Origin of the sequence: Escherichia sp. 10290 (assembly GCF_030295155.1) — a bacterium.
Lineage (GTDB): Bacteria > Pseudomonadota > Gammaproteobacteria > Enterobacterales > Enterobacteriaceae > Escherichia > Escherichia coli_F.
Genome location: NZ_AP025741.1, coordinates 3705366 through 3728833, shown reverse-complemented (window position 1 = coordinate 3728833; position 23468 = coordinate 3705366). Strand labels below are relative to the sequence as shown.

Here is a 23468-nt window from a genome sequence, read left to right as displayed (position 1 = left end):
TACGTTATGCTCACAACCCCGGCAAATGTCGGGGTTTTTTAATTGTGCTGCGCGAAAGCAGACAACAATTTTCTTGCTTCACTATTGGCTGCCTGCATCACCATCCACGGGCTGAACGCCCACGGCGTGGCATCAATACCGTGTAATACATCTGCTAAATCACACCATTGATAATCCATCACTTCATCATCATTGATCTGTAACGCACTGGTCGTGCGTGCGGCAAATACCGGACACACTTCATTTTCCACAATGCCACTCGGATCGGTGGCGCGGTAGCGAAAGTCAGGATAGATAGATTCAGGAGGCGTAATTTCCACGCCAAGCTCATAACGGCAACGGCGGATCACTGCGTCTTCGTTGCTTTCTCCCTGTTGTGGGTGCCCACAAACCGAGTTAGTCCACACGCCAGGCCATGCTTTTTTGCTCAGTGCGCGGCGGGTAACTAATAATTGCCCCTTGGCATTAAACAGCCAACTGGAGAACGCGAGATGTAAGAGGGTGTCTGCCGTGTGTGCGGCATACTTTTCCAGCGTACCCGTGGGAACTCCCTGTGCATTCAATAAAATGACGTGTTCCGTTTGCATAATTTCTCACATGTAATTCTAATCACTCATCATTATAGATAATTGAAGAGTGAAATGATTAACCAAGTGAGCGTTTATCGACAACCGCCCGTTTTGAGCGGATGTCGACAGGTAAAACCATTTAAAAAAGCAGCATCATATATTTGAAGCGACTTTCAATGGCCATTGCAACACAGTCAGAAATGACAGGAATAGAGAGAGTAAAAAGCAACAACAGACTGAATATAGCGCGCATTAAAAGATTCATATTATTCTCCATGCTCATTTTTCTTCAGCTTGCGCATCAGAAGCCACATACGTACTGTCCTGACTTTTAAATCTTTATCAGAGACGGATTCCTTCACCAGATCAGCATGATGCTGATAGCCATTAAAGAAGACGTTCAGCACAACGGCGCTAAGGGTTGCGAGCATAATGCCGCTATGCAGCAACGGTTGCAGTACGGCCGGTAACTTAGAAAAGAAATCGTGAGAGAGCGTCGGAGTCATGCCAACGCCGAGACTGATCGCCACAATATAGAGGTTGTAACGGTTAGTGGTGTAGTTACAGCGCGACAGAATTCGAATCCCCGTCGCCAGTACCATGCCGAACATCACCAGCCCTGCGCCGCCAAGCACAAATTGCGGAATCGAGGCTACCAGCACCGCCATTTTGGGCACCATGCCAAACATGATTAATATGATCCCCGAAGAAATACACACCCAGCGACTATGAACGCGCGTCACGCTAACCAGGCCAACGTTTTGAGAAAATGACGTGTGGGGGAAGCTGTTAAACGTTCCGCCTATCATTGTCCCTACACCATCGACACGCAGCCCGCGAATAATATCGTGCGAAGAGAGTTTACGACCGACTATTTCACCCAGTGCCAGGAACATCCCCATCGACTCGATAAACACGATGATTAACACAGCGGTCATGGTTAGAATAGAAACGGGGTCAAATACCGGCATACCAAACGACATTGGGGTGACAATCGCAAACCACGAAGCATCATGTAGCCCGGACAAATTGACTTCATTCATCATCCACGAAAGTAAAAAGCCAAATACAATCCCCAGTAATACGGCGACGTTGGACATAAATCCTTTCGCATAGCGAGTAATGAGCAAGATAAAAATTAAGACGGCAAAGGAGATACCTAAATAAACGGGATTACCATATTGCGGATTCCCTTTACCTCCAGCGGCCCAGTCAATACCGACCTGAATAATGCTAAGCCCGATAGAAGTAATAACCACACCGGTAACCAGTGGCGGGAATAAAGGCATTAAGCGACCGATAAGTGGTGCTAATAATGTGGTGATAAATCCCGCGGCGATAGTGGCACCAAATATCCCCAGCAGGCCGATATCCGGGTTCATGCCAATGGCTATCATTGGTGTTACAGCAGCAAAGGTTACCGACATAATCACCGGCAGACGGATCCCCATAAAGCGGCCGATACCGATACATTGTAATAATGTGACGATCCCGCAGCAAAAGAGATCCGAGCTAATGAGCATCGCAATAGCTTCTTTTGAGAGGCCCAGTCGGTCACCAATCATAAGAGGAACAGCGACTGCACCTGCGTACATTACAAGGACGTGTTGCAGACCGAGTATGATCAGCTTTCCTGGTGATAATATGCGGTCAACCTCATCAGTTGGGCGGTCTTGCCCTGAAGATGAGGGAAGTTGGGAATCTATGGCGCTCATCAGTGTTTCTCCTTTCGCCCGCCAGAGTAAAAAGCAACCGTTTACGTTATTGAAACTGTCTAAACATATGCTCGTGGAGTGCCAGTTTTTGCGAGGAAGGGGAGTTAGAGACAGGAATTGCGGAGGCAATCACATAATCGTGGTTAAACCACGAAAATGAGAAGAGAACCTGACAATGGAATTATCTGTAATTTTCTCATATTGATATTTCATTAATCATTCTGGCATGTCGCACTCTCGCATTTAATCGTTTTTATCTGGATAGCGCTCTTTTGGTCGGCAATGTTGAAATAATGAAAGCGGCACAGATTGAGGGGTAATAATTTGAACTTAGTCACAAACTTATAATTAAAAAGTCATTCTACCTAATATATGCCCGTTTATTGCATCGCGAACTTTGAGAAGACATAACTCATTAAATGAAAGGGATGCAAATGAATAAGTTTATCGCTGCTGAAGCTGCGGAATGTATAGGCTGTCATGCTTGTGAAATTGCCTGTGCGGTGGCACACAATCAAGAAAACTGGCCGCTGAGTCACAGTGACTTTCGACCGCGTATCCACGTTGTAGGGAAAGGCCAGGCTGCGAATCCGGTGGCCTGTCATCACTGCAACAATGCTCCTTGCGTTACGGCTTGTCCGGTTAATGCTCTGACTTTCCAGCCCGATAGCGTACAACTGGACGAGCAAAAATGTATTGGTTGTAAAAGATGCGCAATCGCTTGCCCCTTTGGCGTCGTTGAGATGGTCGATACGATTGCGCAGAAATGCGACCTTTGTAACCAGCGCAGTTCCGGCACGCAAGCCTGTATTGACGTATGCCCAACACAGGCGTTACGGCTGATGGACGATAAAGGGTTGCAGCAGATAAAGGTGGCCCGCCAGCGCAAAACGGCAGCAGGAAAAGCGTCATCAGACGCTCAGCCATCTCGCAGTGCAGCGTTGCTCCCCGTTAACTCGCGTAAAGGCGCAGATAAAATTTCAGCGAGTGAACGGAAAACCCACTTTGGCGAAATTTATTGCGGGCTGGATCCACAACAAGCGACTTATGAGAGTGACCGCTGTGTTTATTGCGCCGAAAAAGCTAACTGCAACTGGCATTGCCCGCTGCATAACGCTATTCCGGATTACATCCGTCTGGTGCAGGAAGGAAAGATTATTGAAGCGGCAGAACTTTGCCACCAGACCAGTTCCTTACCAGAAATCTGCGGCAGGGTATGTCCACAGGACCGTCTTTGTGAAGGCGCATGTACTTTGAAAGATCACTCTGGCGCAGTCTCTATCGGTAATCTGGAGCGCTACATCACCGATACTGCGTTGGCGATGGGCTGGCGTCCCGATGTCAGCATGGTGGTTCCCCGTATCGAAAAAGTGGCGGTGATTGGCGCTGGGCCTGCAGGATTAGGGTGTGCTGATATCTTGGCGCGCGCGGGAGTTCAGGTTGATGTCTTTGATCGCCATCCAGAAATTGGCGGTATGCTGACTTTTGGCATTCCTCCTTTCAAACTCGATAAAACAGTCTTAAGCCAGCGGCGAGAGATATTCACCGCAATGGGAATCGACTTTCATCTCAACTGTGAGATTGGCCGCGATATTACCTTTAGCGATTTAACTTCTGAATATGATGCCGTTTTCATCGGCGTGGGGACTTACGGGATGATGCGAGCAGATTTGCCGCATGAAGATGCGCCCGGTGTCATTCAGGCTCTACCGTTCCTGACTGCCCATACCCGCCAGCTCATGGGGTTGCCGGAGTCTGAAGAGTATCCGCTGACGGATGTGGAAGGTAAGCGAGTCGTGGTATTGGGCGGTGGCGATACGACCATGGATTGTTTGCGGACTTCCATCCGCCTCAATGCCGCCAGCGTGACCTGCGCGTATCGTCGTGATGAAGTCAGTATGCCGGGCTCGCGCAAAGAGGTGGTCAATGCGCGCGAGGAAGGTGTCGAGTTTCAGTTCAATGTTCAGCCGCAATATATCGCTTGTGACGAAGATGGGCGTTTAACTGCGGTGGGCCTGATTCGTACAGCCATGGGTGAGCCGGGGCCGGATGGTCGCCGTCGTCCTCGTCCGGTAGCGGGTTCAGAGTTTGAGCTGCCCGCCGATGTTCTGATTATGGCCTTTGGTTTCCAGGCGCATGCCATGCCGTGGTTGCAAGGCAGCGGAATTAAGCTCGATAAATGGGGCCTGATTCAAACCGGGGACGTCGGGTATTTACCCACCCAGACGCATCTGAAAAAAGTCTTTGCTGGTGGGGATGCAGTTCATGGCGCGGATCTGGTTGTCACTGCAATGGCCGCAGGAAGGCAGGCGGCGCGCGATATGTTAACTCTGTTTGATACGAAGGCATCGTGATGAAATCGTTAATTATCGTTAATCCGGCTGACTGTATTGGCTGCCGTACTTGTGAAGTGGCCTGTGTGGTCGCTCACCCTTCAGAACAGGCGTTGAATGCCGATGTCTTTTTGCCTCGGCTGAAGGTACAGCGACTGGACAGCATCAGTGCGCCGGTGATGTGCCATCAGTGTGAAAACGCCCCTTGTGTTGGCGCTTGCCCCGTGGGAGCGCTGACGATGGGCGAGCAGGTGGTGCAGGCCAATTCTGCCCGTTGTATTGGCTGTCAGAGTTGCGTCAGTGCGTGCCCGTTTGGGATGATAACCATTCAGTCGTTGCCGGGGGATACCCGGCAACAAATTGTGAAATGCGATCTCTGTGAACAGCGGGAAGAGGGGCCTGCCTGCGTTGAATCTTGCCCGACACAGGCGCTGCAGTTGCTTACTGAAAGAGAACTCAGGCGAGTCCGCCAGCAGCGTATTGTTGCCAGCGGTGAGAATCCTCTCTGAAAGAATTCTCCGCGCTGAAAGGCGCGGAGAATCTATTAGATAGCCCATCCACCCGCGTAAAATGCGACCAGTGCGGCAGTAATGATTACCGTACCAATATTCAGCTTTTGCCATTCGCGTGCAAAGACGCGGCCTACGACCAGTGTCACAAAGCCCAGCATAATACCGGTAACGATATTACAAGTCAGAACGATAAACACGGCACACACCAGGCCAGCCATTGCGTCAATAAAATCGTTGAAATCCAGCTTCGAGACGTTACTTAACATCAGCAAACCTACGTACATCAGAGCGGGTGCAGTGGCGTAACCAGGGATCAAAAATGACAGTGGTGATAAAAACAGAATCAACAGGAATAACGCCCCCACTACGGTTGCGGTCAACCCTGTTTTACCCCCGGCGGCGGTTCCTGCCGCTGATTCGATATAAACCGCTGCGGGCGCAGCACCCACCAGGCCGGAGAATATTGAACTTACTGAGTCACTGGTCAGGGCTTTACCGCCGTTGATGATCTGGTTGTCTTTATCTAACAAATTCGCCTGACCGGCGACGGCACGGATGGTACCGGTGGCGTCGAACACTGCGGTCATCACCAATGCCAGTACACTCGGAAGTACAGTTGGCTGGAGTGCCCCCATAATATCGAGGCTGAAAATCAGAGACTTACCATCTTCGCCAGTCAGACTGGGCATCGCCACCAGACCGTGGTACTTCACCGCTGGATCAAAGATTAAGCCGATGATCGAAATTGCAATAATCACCAACAAGATCCCGCCAGGTACGCGGCACTTTTCCAGACCGAAGATGACCGCCAGACCCAGTAAGCTCATCATCACCGGGAAGGAGGTAAACGCACCGAGCGCCACCGGCAAGCCTTCAATCGGGTTTTTGATAACCATTCCCACACCGTTAGCAGCAATCAGCAGCAGAAACAGGCCGATACCGATACCTGTGCCGTGAGCGATACCCATCGGTAAATTACGTAATATCCAGGTTCGCACACCGGTTACAGAAATGGCGGTGAAGATGACGCCCATCAGAAAGACCGCACCCAGTGCGACAGGAACGCTAATTTGTTGCCCGAGTACCAGACTGAATGCGGTAAATGCCGTTAAGGAAATAGCGCAACCAATCGCCATTGGCAAGTTGGCCCACAAGCCCATCAGCAACGAGCCGAAGCCCGCGACCAGACAGGTGGCAACAAACACAGCTGCGGGAGGAAAACCTGCTTTGCCCAGCATTCCCGGAACGACGATAACGGAATAAACCATGGCCAGAAAGGTCGTTAAGCCAGCCAGTACTTCCTGACGAACGGTACTGCCACGAGCGGTAATTTTAAAATAATTATCCAGCGCGCCTTGTGGCTTTGGTGCGTCCGGTGTTTGTAGGATGTCTCCAGACATAATGATGTCCTCACGAGGATGTTAAAGTTTTATTATTAGTTGCGTTCGTACACCAGACGACCATCAACGTAGGTGCGGTAGATCGAACGGTCATCGCCCAACGTCATCATCACGAACAATTTGTCGACTAAAGAAACAGAGTTGTCATAGCGCAGCTGCTGTAGCGGGGTGGCGGTGGGTTCCATCACCACGAAATCAGCCTCTTTGCCAGGTAAAAAGTTGCCAATCAAATCGTCAAGGCCCAGAGATTTCGCCCCGCCGAGCGTGGCAAGGTAAAACGCTTCATATGCCGAGAGGCGATAGCCTTGTAATTGCAACACTTTGTAGGCTTCGTTCAGCGTTTGCAGCATGTTGAAAGTTGTTCCTGCGCCAATGTCAGTCCCCATGCCCACTTTGACTTTCTTCTGCCATGCTTTTTTCAAGTTGAATAAGCCACTGCCGAGGTAAAGGTTGGAGGTAGGACAGAAAGCAATGCTGGATTTGGTTTCGCTGAGACGATCCCACTCTTTCTCTTCGAGATGGACGCAGTGAGCAAAGACACAATTTTTACCTGTCAGACCGTACTGATGGTAAACATCCAGATAACCATCATGGTCAGGATAAAGCGATTTGACCCAGGCAATTTCATCTTTATTTTCACAAAGATGGGTATGTACCCATGTGTCGGGATACTCTTCTTTCAGGCGTTGCGCCATCGCCATCTGTTCAGGAGATGAGGTTGGGGCGAAGCGTGGCGTAATCGCATACAACAGACGACCATTTTTGTGCCAGCGTTCGATCAGTTCTTTGCTTTGGTGATAGCTGCTTTCGGCAGTGTCGAGCAGATAATCCGGTGCGTTGCGGTCCATCATCACCTTACCGGCAATCATACGCATATTGATATGACTGGCGGCTTCAAACAGCGCATCAACGGATTGCGGATGAACGGTACCAAACACCAACGCTGTGGTGGTTCCGTTACGTAAAAGCTGCTTGATGAAGAACGCCGACATTTCGCGGGCGTACTCTAAATCCTCATAACGACGTTCAGTAGGGAAGGTGTGTTTATTCAACCACTCCAACAATTGTTCACCATAAGCCCCAACCATTTCACTTTGCGGATAATGGATATGTGTATCGACAAAGCCCGGTACTATCAGTTTGCCGCGATAGTCGCGCACGCGAATGGTGTCAGGAATTTGATGCTTTCCGTCTTCCCATTCGCCAAACCATTCCACTTTTCCCTGTTTAATGAGTAATAAACCATCCTCAATAAACCGCAGCGCAGAGGAAATCTCTTCCGGGTTATCGACCGTACGGGTGACATCAATAAAACTGCCTCGTACCGCTTTTAACGTGTGTTCTCCTGACATCATTGACTCCTTGACTGTTAATCCATCTCTTCCGCTGAGGTAATACCAGGCAGAACGTTTTCCTGTCGATAGCCACCAGGGAGGATAATATTTAATAAAATCGCAGTTAACCCACCAGCACAAATAGGGTTTTCAACTAATACATAAATAGAGGCTGGCAATATTTTAAAAATTTCCGGATCGTAGGAGACGCCAAGCCCTAAACCTAAAGAAGTGGCGACAATAAGTGTTTCACGGCGCTTTAATCCGTTGGTGATGATGATGCGAATCCCAGCGATGGCAATCATGGAAAACATCAACGTCATTGCGCCTCCCAGAACAGCCGAGGGAATGGTCGTGAAGAAGCCGCCAATCATCGGAAACAAGCCGAGAATAACCAACATGACCGCGATGGTTCGCCCGACATAACGTGAAGCGACACCGGTCATCTGAATAACCCCATTATTTTGCGCAAACGTGGTTAACGGTAATGAACCGACAGCGGAAGCGATAACCGAAACCAGGCCATCTGCCAGTACGCCGCCTTTCAGACGCGACTGATACTCTTCTCCCTGGATGGGGCGGCGGGAAACCATTGCCGTGGCGGTGATATCACCGACAGCTTCCAGCACGCTAAGCAAATAAATCGTGCCGACCACCAGGAACTGATGGAAGCTGAAACTAAACCCGTATTTGAACGGATGCGGGATGGTGATTAACGGCAAATTGCGCATACTGCTGAAATCCACCATGCCCAAGCATAACGATACGATATAACCGACACATAGCCCAATGGCAATCCCTCCCATGCGTAGTAACGGACTGCGGCAGCAGTTAAAGCCGATCACCACAATCAAAACCAATAAACCAACGCCGAGATGTTCGTAATTGCCGAACGTACCGCTGCTTTTGGCAGCAAATCCTCCACCAAAATCGATAATGCCGACTTTAATCAGGCTTAAGCCGATCATCAGCACCACAATGCCGCTAACGGTAGGTGTAATAACCCGACGTAAATAGGGCAGGATAAAAGAAGAGCCGACAACCAGAAATGCGCCAACGAAGGAGACGCCGAGAAGCGACGACATGATTAACTCTTCGTGAAAACCATCGCTTTTCATGCTGCTGCCCAGCGCAATCATGACTGTAACAAATGAAAAATTGACTGACTGAATTGAGAGTAGGCCAGAACCGACGATGCCATAGCGGTTTACCTGTAACCAGGTACCAATACCAGAGGCGATCATCGCCATAGAAACAAGATAGGCGGTTGTTTCAGCGGAAAGCTGTAAGGCCGCACCCACGATTAACGCAGGGGTTACCATCGGAACGAAAATTGCCAACAGATGGGTAATGGCACCAACGAGAGCCTGATGAAAGGGAGGGCGATCCTCCAGTTCAAATATAAGGTCAGAACCTGCATGGTTTATATCAGACATCCCTTCACTCCTTTTAAAGTAAATTTGATCATCTGAATCAGTAAAATAAATTCCCACGAATTTGGGGCGCAGGACGCCTTGAGAACGGCTTATCTCATTTTCGCAGTCACTATTTAGTCATCGTTCAAACAGAGAAACAGGCCGCCGAAGCGGCCATTTATTATTTATATTTTTTCCAGCGCGGTGAGTATTTTCTCCGGTGTGAAATGCCATTCGCGTAACCAGATGCCGCAGGCATCGTGAATTGCGGTAGCAATCGCCGGAGCTGCGCCATTTACACCGATTTCTGAGATTGATTTCGCCCCGAATGGGCCGACTTTATCGTCGCTCGGCACCAGCACAGCGCGGAAATCACGCGGAATGTCACCAATTTTCGGTGCGCCGTAACTGCGTAAATCACGCGTTAACGGGTGGCCTTCGGCGTCATAAATGATTTCTTCGCTCATACTGTGCCCGATAGCACGCAGGGTGGCACCGTAGATTTGTCCCAACGCTAACTCTGGATTGACCGGTGTACCGCAGTCCAGCAAGGCATAGAATTTATCCAGGCGGATTTCACCCGTACGTGTGTTGACGGCAACTTCAGCAAAGTTTGCGCCATACGGGAAGGCGAAATCAGGCGTGATATAACTGGCAGTTCCCACCAGTGAACCAAAACCGGTGCCGGTTTCGCCTTTATGGGCAATATCACCGAAACTAACTTCGCCTTTCTTGCCGCGAACGACACCCGGCGTTGCCAGTTGAACATCCTCCAGGGGTTCCCCCAGCATTTGTGCGCCGTGGAACAGGATTTTCTCTCGGAGGTTTTCTGCCGCCATACGCGCCGCGTTGCCGGAGAAACATGTACCGGACGAGGCATATGCGCCTTTATCAAACAGCGCATGATCGGTATCACCGGAGATAACATGCACGTCCTGCGGTGGGCAGTGCAGCACTTCTGCTGCCAGTTTCGTCACAACCGTATCCAGACCAGTACCAATATCCGCACCGCCAGAATGAACGATAAAGGTACCGTCTGATTCCAGTTTGATCATGCAGTTAGCCTGATCGATATCCGGGATCCCTGATTTCTGCATGATAATGGCGACGCCACGACCGATGTGCCAGTCACCGTTTTGTGGTTTTGGTGAAGACCATTGGATCATCTCGCGACCCTGACGCAGGATCTCTTCCAGTGCGCAGCTGGCGGCGGAAGGAACGGAGGTCGGCGCTTTACCTTCACCGATTGCACCGAGAATTTTCAGCTCTTGCCCTTCGTGTACCCGGTTACGTTCGATAATTTCCAGTTGGTCGATCTGTAACTGTTCAGCCAGTTCCGCTAATGCCATGGTGATAGCGAAGTTACCTTTCGGTGCGCCATAACCCTGATAAGCACCATTTGGGCAAATGTTGCTGTAGTAGGTGGTGACCTGGAAATCGACGTTATCGCACGGATATAACGGCAGCGACAGCGCCGGTCCGTTACACGGTACGGTGAGTGAGTGGTTGCCGTAAGGGCCTGTGTTGGCGCGGAAATCCATCTTCACAGCCGTCAGGCGACCATCTTTCTTTGCCCCCAGTTTGACGGTGACTTTCGCGACGTGACGAGAGGTGTTAGCAATAAACTCTTCTTCACGAGTGTAGCGGAACAGTACCGGACGCCCGGTCACGCAGGTTGCCCAGGCGCACACTTCTTCCAGCAGGATGTCCTGTTTAGACCCAAAACCGCCGCCAACTCGCTCTTTAATGACATGAACTTTATGTTGTTTCATGCCCACGAGGCGCGCGACCTGGCGGCGTAAGTGCCATGGTACCTGGGTGGAGGCGTGGATAACCAGACGATCGCCGTCCATACGGGTAAAGCAGATATGAGTTTCAGTCGGGCACTGCTGCGCCTGCGTTGAGTTATAGGTTCGCTCAATGATCACATCGGCATCGGCAAAGCCTTTGTCCATATCGCCAATATGACCATGAATACTGGCGGCGATATTTTTACGGGGGCGAGAACCGATCGGGAAGTTGATGATCATATGCTCGCCGCGCTGGGCTGCATGGCTGTTATCGTCTTCCAGAGTATCTGGCGCACCAGCAACATACACCACCGGTTCATCGTGCACGACAGGCGCATCTTCCGCCATTGCCTCGTCAATCGACATTACAGGTTTAAGCACTTCATATTCAACGTCGATGAGCTTCAGTGCTTCGAGCGCAATTTCTTCACTTTCTGCGACGACCGCAGCAACGCGATCGCCGACGTGACGCATTTTCTTGCCGAACATACGGCGGTCAAGCGGTGACGGTTCCGGTGCGCTCTGACCACCCGGGGTGTAGTAGATATCCGGGCAATTCAGATGAGTAATAACGTGAACGACGCCTGGTAAGGCTTCAGCTTTGCTGACATCCAGGTGAGTAATCAGTGCGTGAGCGTGAGGGCTACGTAACATTTTAATGACGCAGGCGTCAGCCGTTACGCGGTCTTCAACATAGCAGGGTTTCGCCTGCACCATTTTTGCGGCATCAGTTTTAGGATAATGCTTACCAATGACTTCAAGGTCATCGCGGAAAGTCGGAGCGATATCAATGGTGGCCTGCGGGTTATTTTTACGTGCAACCGCCAGTTCAATGACCTGATAGTATTGTTGCCAGCCTGCATCGCGACTGAACAAACCAGAAAGCGCGTCGTCGATCTCTTCGCGGGTCGGTGCGGCGATACGCTCGAGCAGATCAGTGATAATCAGAGCAGCAGCTGGATCGTTATAACCAGACTGCACCACGCCAACATCAACCATTGCCTGTTGAACCAGACTTAACTCGTTCCATTTTCCCAGAGACTCTGCGGTACGAATATTAGCCTTCTCTATCTGTGCGGCAATAAGTAAGGACGCGTTGACGATATTACCGTTAAAGATAATTGCGTCAGAACCGGCAAAACCGAATCCATCATCGCTGTTGCGTACAGAGTGCATTCCCATGTTAAACAACAGCTTTTGCACGTTTTCACCAGGATTAACGGTTAGCTCCTGGGGCGTGCCATTTAATGTAAAGTGGATGATCATACGGCTTCCTCCCCAGCCTGTTGGCAGTCGGCATAAAGGTCGGCTACCAGAACTCCCGTGATATAGCGTTTATAGGCCACGCTGCCCCGCAAATCTTCCTGCGGGAAAATGGCGTTGGCGACAGCCTGTTCAAGGGCATCGCCTTCCAGGTTTTGTTTTTCAACATCGTGCAGACGCAGTGCTTTACTGGCCACGCCATCCAACGCAATTCGCATACCGTCGTGATCGGTTAACGCAACGGCTGCCGTTACTACCGTTAACCCAGCCTGAGAACGGCTAATTTTGCGAGTCGTACAGGTGCGATACGGATCTTTAATGATGATTTCGGTTAGCAGGCGATCGCATGGGCAGGCCAGGTACTCCTCAATTGACAGAGTTTCACCGTTGCCAAAAACCAGTTCGGCATCCAGTGCCAGCAGGACGGGAAGCAGCACCGACTCTTCCTGCCGGGCGGCGATTTCACCACCAATGGTCGACTGATTACGAATATGGCGAGAGTAGACAAAGCCGAGGGCCTCACGCAGTGCTGCAGGAATAAACCGTGCATCACGCAGTGTTTGCAAGCGAGACATTGCGCCAATCCGCAATGCACCGTTATCCCAGTCAACCCAGTCCAGTTCCAGATCCTGTAAGGATATGGCAATCTTTTTATCGGTACGGGTTGGTGTGGCGTTGAGTTTACTGCCTCCGGCGAACCAGACGGCTTCATCCTGGTAGCGGCGCTTCAGTTCCAGCGCCTGTTCGACAGAGTCGGGCCTGAAAAATTGTTCAATCATCTTCTTTCCTTATTTAACCCTCTTCCCTGCGGGAAGAGGGTATTTGTCATTTATGCCAGCGCATCCATCCGACGCCACATACTGGCAGCGGCTTTTTGGGCTTGCGCATAAATGGAATCGCAATCGAAGTTAAACTGACGGTCTTCATAGACCATCATGCCATTGACCATCACGCTATGAACGCTGCCTGAGCCCATACCGAAAGCGATATGCCCGGCGATATTGTCTGCCAGCAGCGGCGTCGGCGAGTTGTAATCGCAAATGGTTAAATCGGCTTTGTAACCGGCTTCCAGAAGGCCAAATTTCGCGCCAAAATTGCGGCTCATCAGTTCGTTGCCGTTAGCCAGTGCTTTGGCAAAACTGTCAGGCCACAGCGGACCACCCGCATCGCGATGTTTAAAGAAGGCAAATTTCATCTCTTCAAACATATCTGAACCAATACCGTCCGTACCCAACGCCAGATTGCGGATGTCGCAAAGATGATGGTTGTAGCCGACATGGTTGTTCATGTTTGAACGGGCGTTATGCACCAGGAATGCATCACGCTGATTGAGCAACGCGATGTCGTCTTTAGACAGATAAAGCCCATGAGCGACCAGCGTTTTGCTGTCGATGAGATCGAATTGCGCTAATCGTGCCAGCAGATCTTTGCCGTACCAGTGATGACTATGGGAAACATCGTAAAGGTCTTCCGCAGCGTGAATATGTAAACCACGGCCTGTGGCTTTCACGGCCTCACGCAGCATTTCCAGACCGGCATCCGGCACAGTAAACGGCGCGTGAGCACCAATATGAGCTTCTACCAGATACGGTTCAGTTGCCGCTTTCTTCGCATCATCAATCTGACGGGCGAAGCGGATATTTTCCTCTACTCCTTCCTGTAGTTCTTTAATGCCGTTGTTACGGTCAGTGGTTTCAAAACAGGTCATCGCACGCAGGCCAACTTTTAAAAATGCGTTGCGCAATGTGGAGAGCGACCCGCTGATATACGCCGGAGAGGCATGGTGATCGATAACAGATGTACAGCCGCTCTTAATCGCTTCCAGTGAACAAATCAGTCCGCTGTAATAGAGCGACTCTTCATCAAGGGCGCGATCGAGCCGCCACCAGAGATTTTTCAGCGTTGAAATGAAATCCGGGCAGGGGGCGATGTTTGCCATAATTCCGCGGGACAGCCCCGAGTAAAAATGGTTGTGCGAGCAGACAATTCCCGGCATCACAATCCGACCATGCATCTCTTTGTAGTTGGCATCGGGGTAGCGTTGCGTCAGAGCATCGCCTATAGCGACAATCACATCATTTTCGATGGCGATATCAACGCCTTCCTGCACTTTCGCCGGGTGTAACTGCACTGCAGTGACATTCTTCAGAATCAACATGATTACACCTCCACGCGGCCCAGCAGATAATGATGATGCTGGTGGACATGGCTAATGATGCGGCACATATCGTTCAGCTCCGGTGGTACGTTGTTGAACTGACCTTCGCTGTCGATGTTTAACACCCAGCTTTGGTTATTCAGACGTACTCGTACCCGGCAATCTTCCACAAGGAAGCCTGGGTTGCTGCTGTTATCAAAGTCTTGCGACAGGCTGAAGACGGTGATTTTGTCTTTGTACGGTTTACCGTTCCACGGACAGAACTGAGCGCAGTTGCCGCATTCGTTACAGTAAGCGTCGAGGTGCAGCGTCTGGAAACGGTTCTGGAAGCCAGGGACCGCAATGGATACGTTGGCGCGGTTCGGGCAGACATCCACACACTTGCTGCAAACGTAGTTACATTCAAGGCAGCGTGCGGCTTCCTGGGCGACAAACGCGTCACGATCGTCGCTATCCACCAGGGTGATAGAGATATCGCCTTTGCGTTGATAGATTTCCGCCGGATTAACGTTGTTCCAGTATTTATCGTTCTGGTGGGAACGGATATTTTCCCGACTAAGGATGGCATCGGTCGCCCGACGCGCGGTTCCGACAGCAGCGACAATGGAGGATGGTCCGCGCTGTACGTCGCCGATCATAAAGACGTCAGTCAGACGAGTTTCGCCATTATGGTCGACGTCTGGCCAGCCGTTTTTGTCCAGCGGCACGCCCATCGCATTCAGGGCTTCAGTATCCTGCTGTTCACCAATGGCGGTGATCAGGCTGTCTACATGCAGTGTAACTGTTTCGTTGGTTTCAACCGGACGGCGACGACCTTTCTCATCAGGTTCGCCAAGCGACATAACGCGCAAGGTTAAGGTGCCATCAGCATCGAAACGTTCCGGATTATTCAGGAAACGGAACTCCACGCCGTCGTGCAACGCTTCTTCATACTCTTCGCGCCATGCTGGCATCTCTTGCAGTGAACGACGGTAAACGACTGTTGCTTTTTCTACGCCTGGAACGCGTAACGCCGCACGAGCGCAGTCCATTGCGGTGTTACCCGCCCCGACAACGACCACATGTTTGCCCAGCTTGAGCGCTGTGCCCTTGTTGTATTCACGCAGGAAGGGGAGTGATTTCCAGACATTTTGGTTGTCGCCCGCCAGTTTCACACCGCTATTTTTATCAGTGCCGGTGGCAATCAGAACATAGTGGAAGCCCTGATTTTTTAACTGTTCAACGGTCAGATCGGGTGAGCAGCCATACTCAAATTTCACGCCGTGAGCGGCAACAAAATCGATATCGTGCTGAATTAACTCTGCAGGAATACGGAACTGAGGAATGATATTTTTCACCACGCCGCCCGCATTGGCTTCGCGTTCAAACAGCGTAACCGGATGGCCCGCTCTGGCAAGGAAGTAACCTGCTGCCAGACCCGCCGGACCTGCACCAATCACGGCAACCGGATGGCGTGAACCAGAACCGGCTGGTTTGTGCCAGCGTTGCTTATATTCATCCCAACCTTTTTCCAGCGCGACTTTTTTCAGTTCGCGGATATTCAGCGCACTGTCGTAATCCAGGCGGGTACAGTTGTATTGGCACTGGTGATCGCAAATATGACCGGTAATGGCGGGCAGGGCGTTGCGTTGGTAGATGAGTTCCAGTGCGTCGGCATAGCGGTGTTCGCCAAGCAGACGGATGTATTCCGGAATATCTTGCTTGATAGCGCAGGCAGTAACACAGGGGGCAACGTAGCAGTCGGTCAGCGGCAGGTCTTCTGCCACTTCAATACGCTCTTCTGGCTTCCAGTGTTTCTGGGTGTATTCCATGGTTAACGCGTCTGCTGCCAGTCTGTTCAGTCGTTCGACGTCAACGTGGTTAAGCTTCCAGGCGTCGGAGCCTTCCAGCTCGCGCATGCAGGCACTTAAGCGCAGATAGCCGCCAGGTTTCAGCAGGTCGGTTGCCATAGTAATAGGGCGAATACCAGTATCAAAAATATCGCGGATAGTCAGCTGACTGGCGCCACCGGAATAAGAAATGGGCAGTTTGCCGTCAAAGGCGCGAGAGAGAACTGCTGCAACATTGATGGAGAGCGGAAACAGCGCACGGCCTGACATATACATCTCTTCACCGGGCAGTGCACCTTTGTTATTAATGGTGCCGAGGGTATTGGTCAGTTTGACGCCAAAGCCGAGTGATTTTTCTTTTGCCAGTGCCATCAGGCGTTCCAGCATTTCCAGTGCTTGCGTCAGCTTGAGGTCGTGATCAAATGACTCTTCTTTTAAGCCTATGTAACCGAAACCGCAGACATCGAGGATCTCACGAACACGCGCGTACCCCAGTAAGGTCGGGTTGAGTTTCACAAAGGTATTGAGCCCTTTTTCTTCCAGCATGTAGCGGCAAATGGCTTCGATTTCATGCGGAGGACAGCCGTGCATCGTGGAGAGGGTGACGCCTTGTACCATGCTGGTGGGGATGCGTGCCGGTAAGGCCTGCAAGCATTCGCGTTTTTCCTGTAAGCCGTGGCGGGCTAAAAATGCGTCATCCTGGAGTAATTTATTCAGCGTATCGCGATATTGAGCGAATTTCGGATGGTCAGATGCGTCCATCATATTGTCGATGAACTGTTGCATCGGCGGTTGCTTAATACCTTCGAGGTTGTAACCGACGCTCATATTAAAGATGAACGATTTACCGGAATCAGAAGGCTGGAACATCGCTTCGAGAAGGTGCAGGGCAAACCAGGCTTTGAGGTATTCATCCCAGGCTTTAAGCAGGGTAAATTCGGTGGACCATTCGGTGTTAAAGCACTCGTCTTCGGCATCAATACAGGGCTTTTCCAGCTCCAGGCGGTCAAGAATTTGGACGGTTTTTAGTTCGATGAAGCGTCCGCCAGTCAGCCAGGATGTGACAATATTTTGCGCGAGCTGCGTGTGCGGACCAGCGGCAGGGCCGACGGGAGTGGCACAGGTTTCACCGAAGACGCTAACGGTTTTACCTTTTACGGGTGAGTAAAACTGTTGCTCGGGAATACCAAAGATTGAGCGTTGTTGTTGGTATTCATCAAATATGCGCGTCAAAAGTTCCTCAAACGGAATGGGACGCATAATATCCCCCATAACCCTCTCCTTAGCTTATACAGATATCATTGAGTGACCGGTGTTGAGAAATCCGGTGGTTTAGGGGGATAGAGCAACAATCGCACCACTCTTGCCAGGTTTGGCGGGAAATATAAAAAAATGTGAGGCGGCTCGAAACTTAAGGGCTTTTTGTGAATGAACTCACAGGTGCCAAATGAGAATTAAAATCACTCCTGGAAATTATTATTACCAGCCCATTTATCACTTTTTCTCTTTTCTCAAAATCAGTGATTCCTTATCATAATGATAAAGCAGGCTGGATGGTTTAAATATTTGAACGCAAACGTTTAACTACGTTTTCTAAATTTCAGTATACCTTTTTTGCGCTGTAATAAAGTCGTCCGGAGTATCAATATCTAAAATTATTTCTGCATTCTCTATTTCGACGGAATAATGTTCTCCCATAAGGAGTGCCTGACGCATATTGGTGACATTGGGTCGCTGGGTTGCCTGCATCAGGCATGGCTTTGACACTAAAATCGGATGGCCGGGGATACCTTTATGGAGTGGCAGTATTGCGCCATCATTACGTAACAACCAGATTTTTCTAAAAATATCGATGGTGAGGGTTGGCATGTCACCGTGGGTGAGAAAACAATGTTCGGTTTGCACCGCGGGTACTGCGGCCTTTACTGATGTCAGTAAACCCTGCGCATAATTTGGGTTGTGGATAATAGTGATATTACTCTGGTTCGCATAACGTTCGTGCAGTTCATTACCACGATAGCCGGTGACTAAAATAATTCGGCTACAAAACTGCAACGCATTTTTGATACTTGCATCAAGAATTGTTCCCTGTTGCCAGGGTAACATCATTTTCCATTGCCCCATTCTTGATGATAATCCGGCAGCGGTAATTATACAGTCGATGGCTGACATAGTGGTTCCATTATTAATAGGGGCTAATAATGCCTGTTAATTGCGTTACTTCCTGATGGATTAAGTTGGGGATAATTTATCCCAGAGAGGTCATAAAGACTCGTGAAAAGTATAGTTGACCCATCGGCATTATTCATTGATTTAGGCGCGCAGAAACGTCCCACTGTGATTTCTGTTGTTGGGGCTGGGGGGAAAACCAGCTTGCTTTTTTGGCTGGTAGAACTGCTCCAGGCTAGCGGCAGGCGTGTGTTAATCACTACGACGACACATATGTTTATGCCAACGTCTCACTGGCCCGTGGTTTTCTGTCGTGATCCCGCCATGCTTCCTCATGCGTCTCTTACATCCCCCATTTCATTTTGTTTTCACAGCTGGAAAGCGAACCAGGGAAAAGTGCAGGGATTTATGCCAGAAGCGATTGATGCACTGGTGCAACGACCAGAGTGTGACGTAATTCTCATTGAGGCTGATGGCTCGCGTGGAATGCCGTTAAAAGCGCCTGATGAGCACGAACCTTGCATACCCAAAAGCAGTTGCTGCGTGATTGCTGTGATGGGAGGACATATTTTGGGTGCGAAAGTGAGCACAGAAAATGTCCATCGCTGGTCGCAGTTTGCTGATATTACCGGGTTAACACCTGATGCAACCTTGCAACTGAGCGATCTCGTTGCGCTGGTTCGCCACCCTCAGGGCGCATTTAAAAACGTACCGCAAGGTTGTCGGCGAGTCTGGTTCATTAACCGTTTTTCTCAATGTGAGAATGCGATTGCGCAAAGCGAGCTCCTTCAACCGCTGCAACAACACGACGTAGAGGCAATCTGGCTGGGCGATATACAAGAACATCCTGCAATCGCGCGCAGATTTGTGAATTAGCGGCCCGGGTATTCCGGGTTACTGAAAGGATATCCATTGAGGTTGGTATGAATATTTTCACAGAGGCTGCAAAACTTGAAGAGCAAAATTGTCCGTTTGCGATGGCGCAAATTGTTGATAGCCGAGGCTCGACTCCCCGCCATTCTGCACAAATGTTAGTGCGCGCCGATGGTTCTATCGTCGGTACAATTGGTGGTGGAATGGTTGAGCGGAAGGTGATTGAAGAGTCGCTTCAGGCATTGCAGGAACGTAAGCCGCGATTATTCCATGGACGTATGGCTCGTAACGGTGTGGATGCTGTCGGGTCAGATTGTGGAGGTGCAATGTCCGTGTTTATCAGCGTCCATGGTATGCGTCCTCGTCTGGTGTTGATTGGCGCGGGGCATGTCAACCGGGCGATAGCCCAGAGTGCGGCGCTATTAGGATTTGATATTGCCGTTGCCGATATTTATCGCGAAAGCCTTAATCCTGAATTATTCCCACCATCAACCACGCTTCTCCATGCTGAGTCGTTTGGTGCGGCAGTCGAAGCACTGGATATTCGCCCTGATAATTTTGTCCTGATTGCCACGAATAATCAGGATCGTGAAGCCCTCGACAAACTCATTGAACAGCCCATTGCATGGCTGGGGTTGCTGGCAAGTCGCCGCAAGGTTCAGCTTTTCCTACGTCAATTGCGTGAGAAAGGCGTGGCTGAAGAACATATTGCCCGTTTACATGCGCCCGTTGGTTACAACATAGGTGCGGAAACGCCGCAGGAGATCGCCATCAGCGTGCTGGCAGAAATATTACAGGTGAAAAATAACGCGCCGGGTGGGCTGATGATGAAACCTTCTCATCCTTCTGGACACCAGCTGGTGGTGATTCGCGGTGCGGGGGATATCGCCAGTGGTGTGGCGCTACGTCTGTATCATGCGGGTTTTAAAGTGATCATGCTGGAAGTGGAAAAACCGACAGTGATTCGTTGTACCGTGGCGTTTGCCCAGGCCGTGTTCGATGGCGAAATGACGGTCGAAGGCGTCACTGCCCGCCTGGCAACCAGCTCTGCGGAAGCGATGAAACTTACCGAACGCGGATTCATCCCTGTCATGGTAGATCCCGCCTGTTCATTGCTTGATGAACTGAAACCGCTTTGCGTGGTGGACGCTATTCTGGCGAAACAGAATTTGGGTACGCGGGCAGATATGGCACCAGTAACAATCGCGCTTGGGCCGGGCTTTACTGCTGGGAAGGATTGCCATGCGGTAATTGAAACAAATCGCGGGCACTGGCTCGGTCAGGTGATTTACTCTGGTTGTGCGCAGGAGAATACCGGTGTTCCCGGCAATATTATGGGGCATACCACCCGACGGGTGATCCGTGCTCCTGCTGCAGGCATTATGCGATCCAACGTGAAATTAGGCGATCTGGTGAAAGAGGGCGATGTGATTGCCTGGATTGGTGAGCATGAAATTAAAGCACCGTTGACGGGGATGGTGCGTGGCTTGTTGAACGACGGACTGGCGGTGGTCGGTGGTTTTAAAATTGGTGATATCGATCCACGTGGTGAAACGGCTGATTTCACCAGCGTTTCTGATAAAGCCCGGGCAATTGGCGGCGGCGTACTTGAGGCGTTAATGATGTTGATGCATCAGGGCGTTAAAGCGACAAAAGAAGTGCTGGAAGTGGCTTAAATGAAAATGGCCGGATGGTATTACCCACCCGGCCTTTAAATTACTGACAAATCACCGTTCCGGTTTTGCCTTCAATCCCTTCTTTCGCTTTGCTCAATACGGTAATCAGTGCTTCGCGTCCAGCGCGAGAGCGAGCAAACGAGGCGGCTGCTTCCACTTTAGGCAGCATAGAACCTTTCGCAAAATGACCTTCTTCGATAAAGCGTTCAGCATCACTTAATGACAGGCGATCGAGCCACTGTTCGTTCTCTTTACCGAAGTTAATGGCCACTTTTTCTACCGCAGTCAGAATGATCAGCATATCGGCATCAATCATTTCTGCTAAACGGGCGCTGGCCCAGTCTTTATCAATAACCGCGCTGGCACCACGCAGATGGTTACCTTCACGAATAACAGGAATACCACCACCGCCAACGGTGATCACTACCTGGCCTGCATCTACCAGAGCTTTAACCGTTTCTTTTTCAATGATATCAACCGGTTTTGGCGAGGCAACAACACGGCGATAGCCGCGACCAGCATCTTCTTTCAGAGTGTAACCCTGTTTTGTCAGTTGCTCGGCTTCCTGCTCGGTAAAGAACGAACCGATTGGTTTGGTCGGGTTGAGGAAGGCCGGATCGTTAGCATCTACTTCGACCTGGGTAACCAGCGTTGCTACAGGTTTATTAATGCCACGAGAAAGCAGTTCTTCTCTTAAGGCGTTTTGTAGATCGTAACCAATATAACCCTGGCTTAAGGCAACACAGACAGACATCGGCAGCATTGGCGAGTGCGCTTCAGTTTTTGCCGCGGCTTCAAAGGCCTGGTTAATCATGCCCACCTGCGGCCCGTTACCATGAGTGACGATGACCTCATGTCCCTGGGCAATTAAATCAACAATTGCCTGAGACGTAATTTTTACCGCTTTCATTTGTCCGGCTAGATCGTCGCCCAGCGCATTCCCGCCCAGGGCGAGAACAATTTTCTTACTCATTTTTCCTCACTCATCATTCTTGATTGTGTATAGATCCCTGGCAGTGGTTAGAGCACGGGAGGGACAAACGGTTTGCGTCGCAGGAAACGACCTCGCCCGGCTTTACCTGTAAAGGTGCCGTCACAGAAAATCGTTTCACCACGGGATAATGTTCTGACAATTGCGCCCTGACAGGTAAAACCCTCCCAGGGCGAGTAGTCGGCGTTGTCGTGGAGATGGCGGTGTTGAATTTGTTGACTCTGACGTGGGTCGATAATTACCACATCACCATCTGAGCCGGGCGCTAATAATCCTTTTTGTGGCCACAGGCCAAATAGCCTGGCGGGCATCGCACTGGTCAATTCAACAAAACGCTCCGGTGTGATACGTCCCGTCATCACGCCACTGGAGAACAGCAACTGCATGCGGTTTTCCACACCGGGCAAGCCATTTGGGCAGCGGCTGAAATCGCCTTTAGAAATTTGCTGGCGCTGGGCCATCGAGAAGGTGCAGTGATCGGTCGCCACCACGTCAATCGCACCATCACTAATGCCACACCACAGTTTGTCCTGCTCACGCACGTTACGCAGTGGTGGGCTAAGAATGAACTTCATGCCGTCTTCTGTATCGTAACTGCGTTCGTCCAGCAGGAGATATTGCGGGCAGGTTTCAACCCAGACTGACTGGTGATTCGCGCGGGCAAGACGCAGATAATCCAGACCTAAGCCGTTAGAGAGGTGGACGATATAGAGCGGGGCGTTACCGGCAATTTGTGCCAGGTTAATCATGCGGGCGATGGCTTCCGCTTCGCATTCCAGAGGGCGGCTCAAGGCGTGATAGCGCGGCGCGGTTAACCCTGCGGCGATAAACTCCGCCCGCTTGCTGGCGATAGCTGCATCATTTTCCGGGTGCACGGTGGTCAGCGCGCCGGACTCATGCAAGCGGCGTAACGCCTGCAAAACCTCGTCATCGTTGAGTTTGTATTGATAGGTTAAATAGAGTTTAAAACTGCTCAGTCCTTCTTCGACCATCATCGGAATTTCGTCGAGGATGGCGTGATTAATGTGCTGGATCACACCGTGAAAGCTGTAGTCGATGACCGCCTTATGGGCGGCATAGCCACGATAAACTTCCAGTTGATGGCGTAACCGGCAGCCATTCGGGCCAAATCCCATATGGTCAATAATGGTTGTTGTACCGCCACACGCAGCTGCGCGGGTACCGGTAAAAAAATCATCACAACTGCGCGCGATGCCGACATCAATATTGAAATGCGTATGGACATCCACGCCGCCAGGGAAAACGTAACAGCCAGTGGCATCAATTTCTTCATACGGGAGCTGCGGCGAAATATTGCTGCCCAATTGGCGAACAATCCCGCTCTCAATCAGCAAATCTTGTTTGGCTTGTCCATCTGCGTTAACGACAGTGCCGTTTTTGATCAATACGCGCATAGCAAACTCCAAAAACCCTCCGGCGA

General features: G+C 50.6%; 18 protein-coding genes. 5 read left to right on the top strand and 13 right to left on the bottom strand.

Going from position 1 to position 23468, the window contains the following annotated elements; translation table 11 throughout:
- Positions 1 to 38 precede the first annotated feature (38 nt).
- Complete coding sequence (gene idi / locus QUE74_RS18850) at positions 39 to 587, bottom strand: isopentenyl-diphosphate Delta-isomerase (protein ID WP_001192810.1); 549 nt, start codon at positions 585 to 587, stop codon at positions 39 to 41.
- Between the two features lie 54 nt (positions 588 to 641).
- Between idi and QUE74_RS18845 the strand changes: the two genes are divergently transcribed.
- Entirely contained in the window at positions 642 to 734 is a 93-nt protein-coding gene (locus tag QUE74_RS18845) for a hypothetical protein (RefSeq protein WP_223344823.1), read from the top strand.
- On the opposite strand, the gene yqfG is transcribed toward QUE74_RS18845, so the two are convergent.
- Together yqfG and uacT are read right to left on the bottom strand one after the other, a co-directional pair.
- Positions 709 to 834, bottom strand: coding sequence for a protein YqfG (yqfG, locus tag QUE74_RS18840; RefSeq protein WP_001050745.1), 126 nt, complete (start codon positions 832 to 834; stop codon positions 709 to 711). The genes QUE74_RS18845 and yqfG overlap by 26 nt on opposite strands.
- 1 nt (position 835) lies before the next feature.
- On the bottom strand, positions 836 to 2284 hold the full coding sequence (gene uacT / locus QUE74_RS18835; protein ID WP_001354956.1) for a urate/proton symporter UacT: 1449 nt from the start codon (positions 2282 to 2284) through the stop codon (positions 836 to 838).
- Positions 2285 to 2718: 434 nt separating this feature from the next.
- On the opposite strand from uacT, the gene ygfT reads away from it, so the two are divergent.
- Both ygfT and QUE74_RS18825 read left to right on the top strand, forming a co-directional pair.
- Positions 2719 to 4638 (top strand): formate-dependent uric acid utilization protein YgfT, encoded by a 1920-nt coding sequence (gene ygfT, locus QUE74_RS18830; RefSeq protein ID WP_001354955.1) that lies wholly within the window; start codon positions 2719 to 2721, stop codon positions 4636 to 4638.
- Positions 4638 to 5126 carry a 4Fe-4S dicluster domain-containing protein gene (locus QUE74_RS18825; protein WP_000838405.1) on the top strand — a complete coding sequence of 163 codons (489 nt, stop codon included), beginning with the start codon at positions 4638 to 4640 and terminating at the stop codon, positions 5124 to 5126. Before ygfT ends, QUE74_RS18825 begins: the two co-directional genes overlap by 1 nt.
- Positions 5127 to 5161: 35 nt before the next feature.
- Here the strand turns inward: QUE74_RS18825 and ghxQ are convergent, their stop codons facing one another.
- The 8 genes from ghxQ to mocA form a co-directional block, all read right to left on the bottom strand.
- Complete coding sequence (ghxQ, locus tag QUE74_RS18820) at positions 5162 to 6529, bottom strand: guanine/hypoxanthine transporter GhxQ (RefSeq protein ID WP_000012163.1); 1368 nt, start codon at positions 6527 to 6529, stop codon at positions 5162 to 5164.
- A gap of 35 nt (positions 6530 to 6564) precedes the next feature.
- Positions 6565 to 7881, bottom strand: a complete 1317-nt coding sequence (gene guaD / locus QUE74_RS18815) for a guanine deaminase (RefSeq protein WP_001354954.1) — start codon at positions 7879 to 7881, stop codon at positions 6565 to 6567.
- 17 nt (positions 7882 to 7898) lie between these two features.
- The gene (xanQ, locus tag QUE74_RS18810; RefSeq protein WP_001280198.1) at positions 7899 to 9299 is read right to left on the bottom strand and encodes a xanthine/proton symporter XanQ; all 1401 of its coding nucleotides are present in this window, start codon (positions 9297 to 9299) and stop codon (positions 7899 to 7901) included.
- 164 nt (positions 9300 to 9463) lie between these two features.
- Positions 9464 to 12334 (bottom strand): molybdopterin-dependent oxidoreductase Mo/Fe-S-binding subunit, encoded by a 2871-nt coding sequence (locus tag QUE74_RS18805; protein ID WP_000583669.1) that lies wholly within the window; start codon positions 12332 to 12334, stop codon positions 9464 to 9466.
- Positions 12331 to 13110, bottom strand: coding sequence for a molybdopterin-dependent oxidoreductase FAD-binding subunit (ygfM, locus tag QUE74_RS18800; protein WP_000572478.1), 780 nt, complete (start codon positions 13108 to 13110; stop codon positions 12331 to 12333). Before ygfM ends, QUE74_RS18805 begins: the two co-directional genes overlap by 4 nt.
- 50 nt (positions 13111 to 13160) lie before the next feature.
- Positions 13161 to 14489: a putative aminohydrolase SsnA gene (ssnA, locus tag QUE74_RS18795; RefSeq protein WP_000906243.1), complete on the bottom strand. Its 1329-nt coding sequence runs from the start codon at positions 14487 to 14489 to the stop codon at positions 13161 to 13163.
- Positions 14490 to 14491: 2 nt separating this feature from the next.
- Complete coding sequence (gene ygfK / locus QUE74_RS18790) at positions 14492 to 17590, bottom strand: putative selenate reductase subunit YgfK (RefSeq protein ID WP_000502382.1); 3099 nt, start codon at positions 17588 to 17590, stop codon at positions 14492 to 14494.
- Positions 17591 to 17911: 321 nt separating this feature from the next.
- Complete coding sequence (gene mocA / locus QUE74_RS18785; protein WP_001272838.1) at positions 17912 to 18490, bottom strand: molybdenum cofactor cytidylyltransferase; 579 nt, start codon at positions 18488 to 18490, stop codon at positions 17912 to 17914.
- 102 nt (positions 18491 to 18592) lie between these two features.
- Here mocA and yqeC point away from each other — a divergent pair, with 102 nt between their 5' ends.
- Both yqeC and yqeB read left to right on the top strand, forming a co-directional pair.
- Positions 18593 to 19363, top strand: coding sequence for a selenium cofactor biosynthesis protein YqeC (yqeC, locus tag QUE74_RS18780; RefSeq protein WP_001364452.1), 771 nt, complete (start codon positions 18593 to 18595; stop codon positions 19361 to 19363).
- A gap of 47 nt (positions 19364 to 19410) precedes the next feature.
- Positions 19411 to 21036, top strand: a complete 1626-nt coding sequence (gene yqeB / locus QUE74_RS18775; RefSeq protein WP_001020405.1) for a selenium-dependent molybdenum cofactor biosynthesis protein YqeB — start codon at positions 19411 to 19413, stop codon at positions 21034 to 21036.
- Between the two features lie 40 nt (positions 21037 to 21076).
- Here the strand turns inward: yqeB and arcC are convergent, their stop codons facing one another.
- Complete coding sequence (gene arcC, locus QUE74_RS18770; protein WP_000037992.1) at positions 21077 to 22009, bottom strand: carbamate kinase; 933 nt, start codon at positions 22007 to 22009, stop codon at positions 21077 to 21079.
- A gap of 47 nt (positions 22010 to 22056) precedes the next feature.
- Positions 22057 to 23442, bottom strand: a complete 1386-nt coding sequence (gene hyuA / locus QUE74_RS18765) for a D-phenylhydantoinase (protein ID WP_001264460.1) — start codon at positions 23440 to 23442, stop codon at positions 22057 to 22059.
- Between the last annotated feature and the right edge of the window lie 26 nt (positions 23443 to 23468).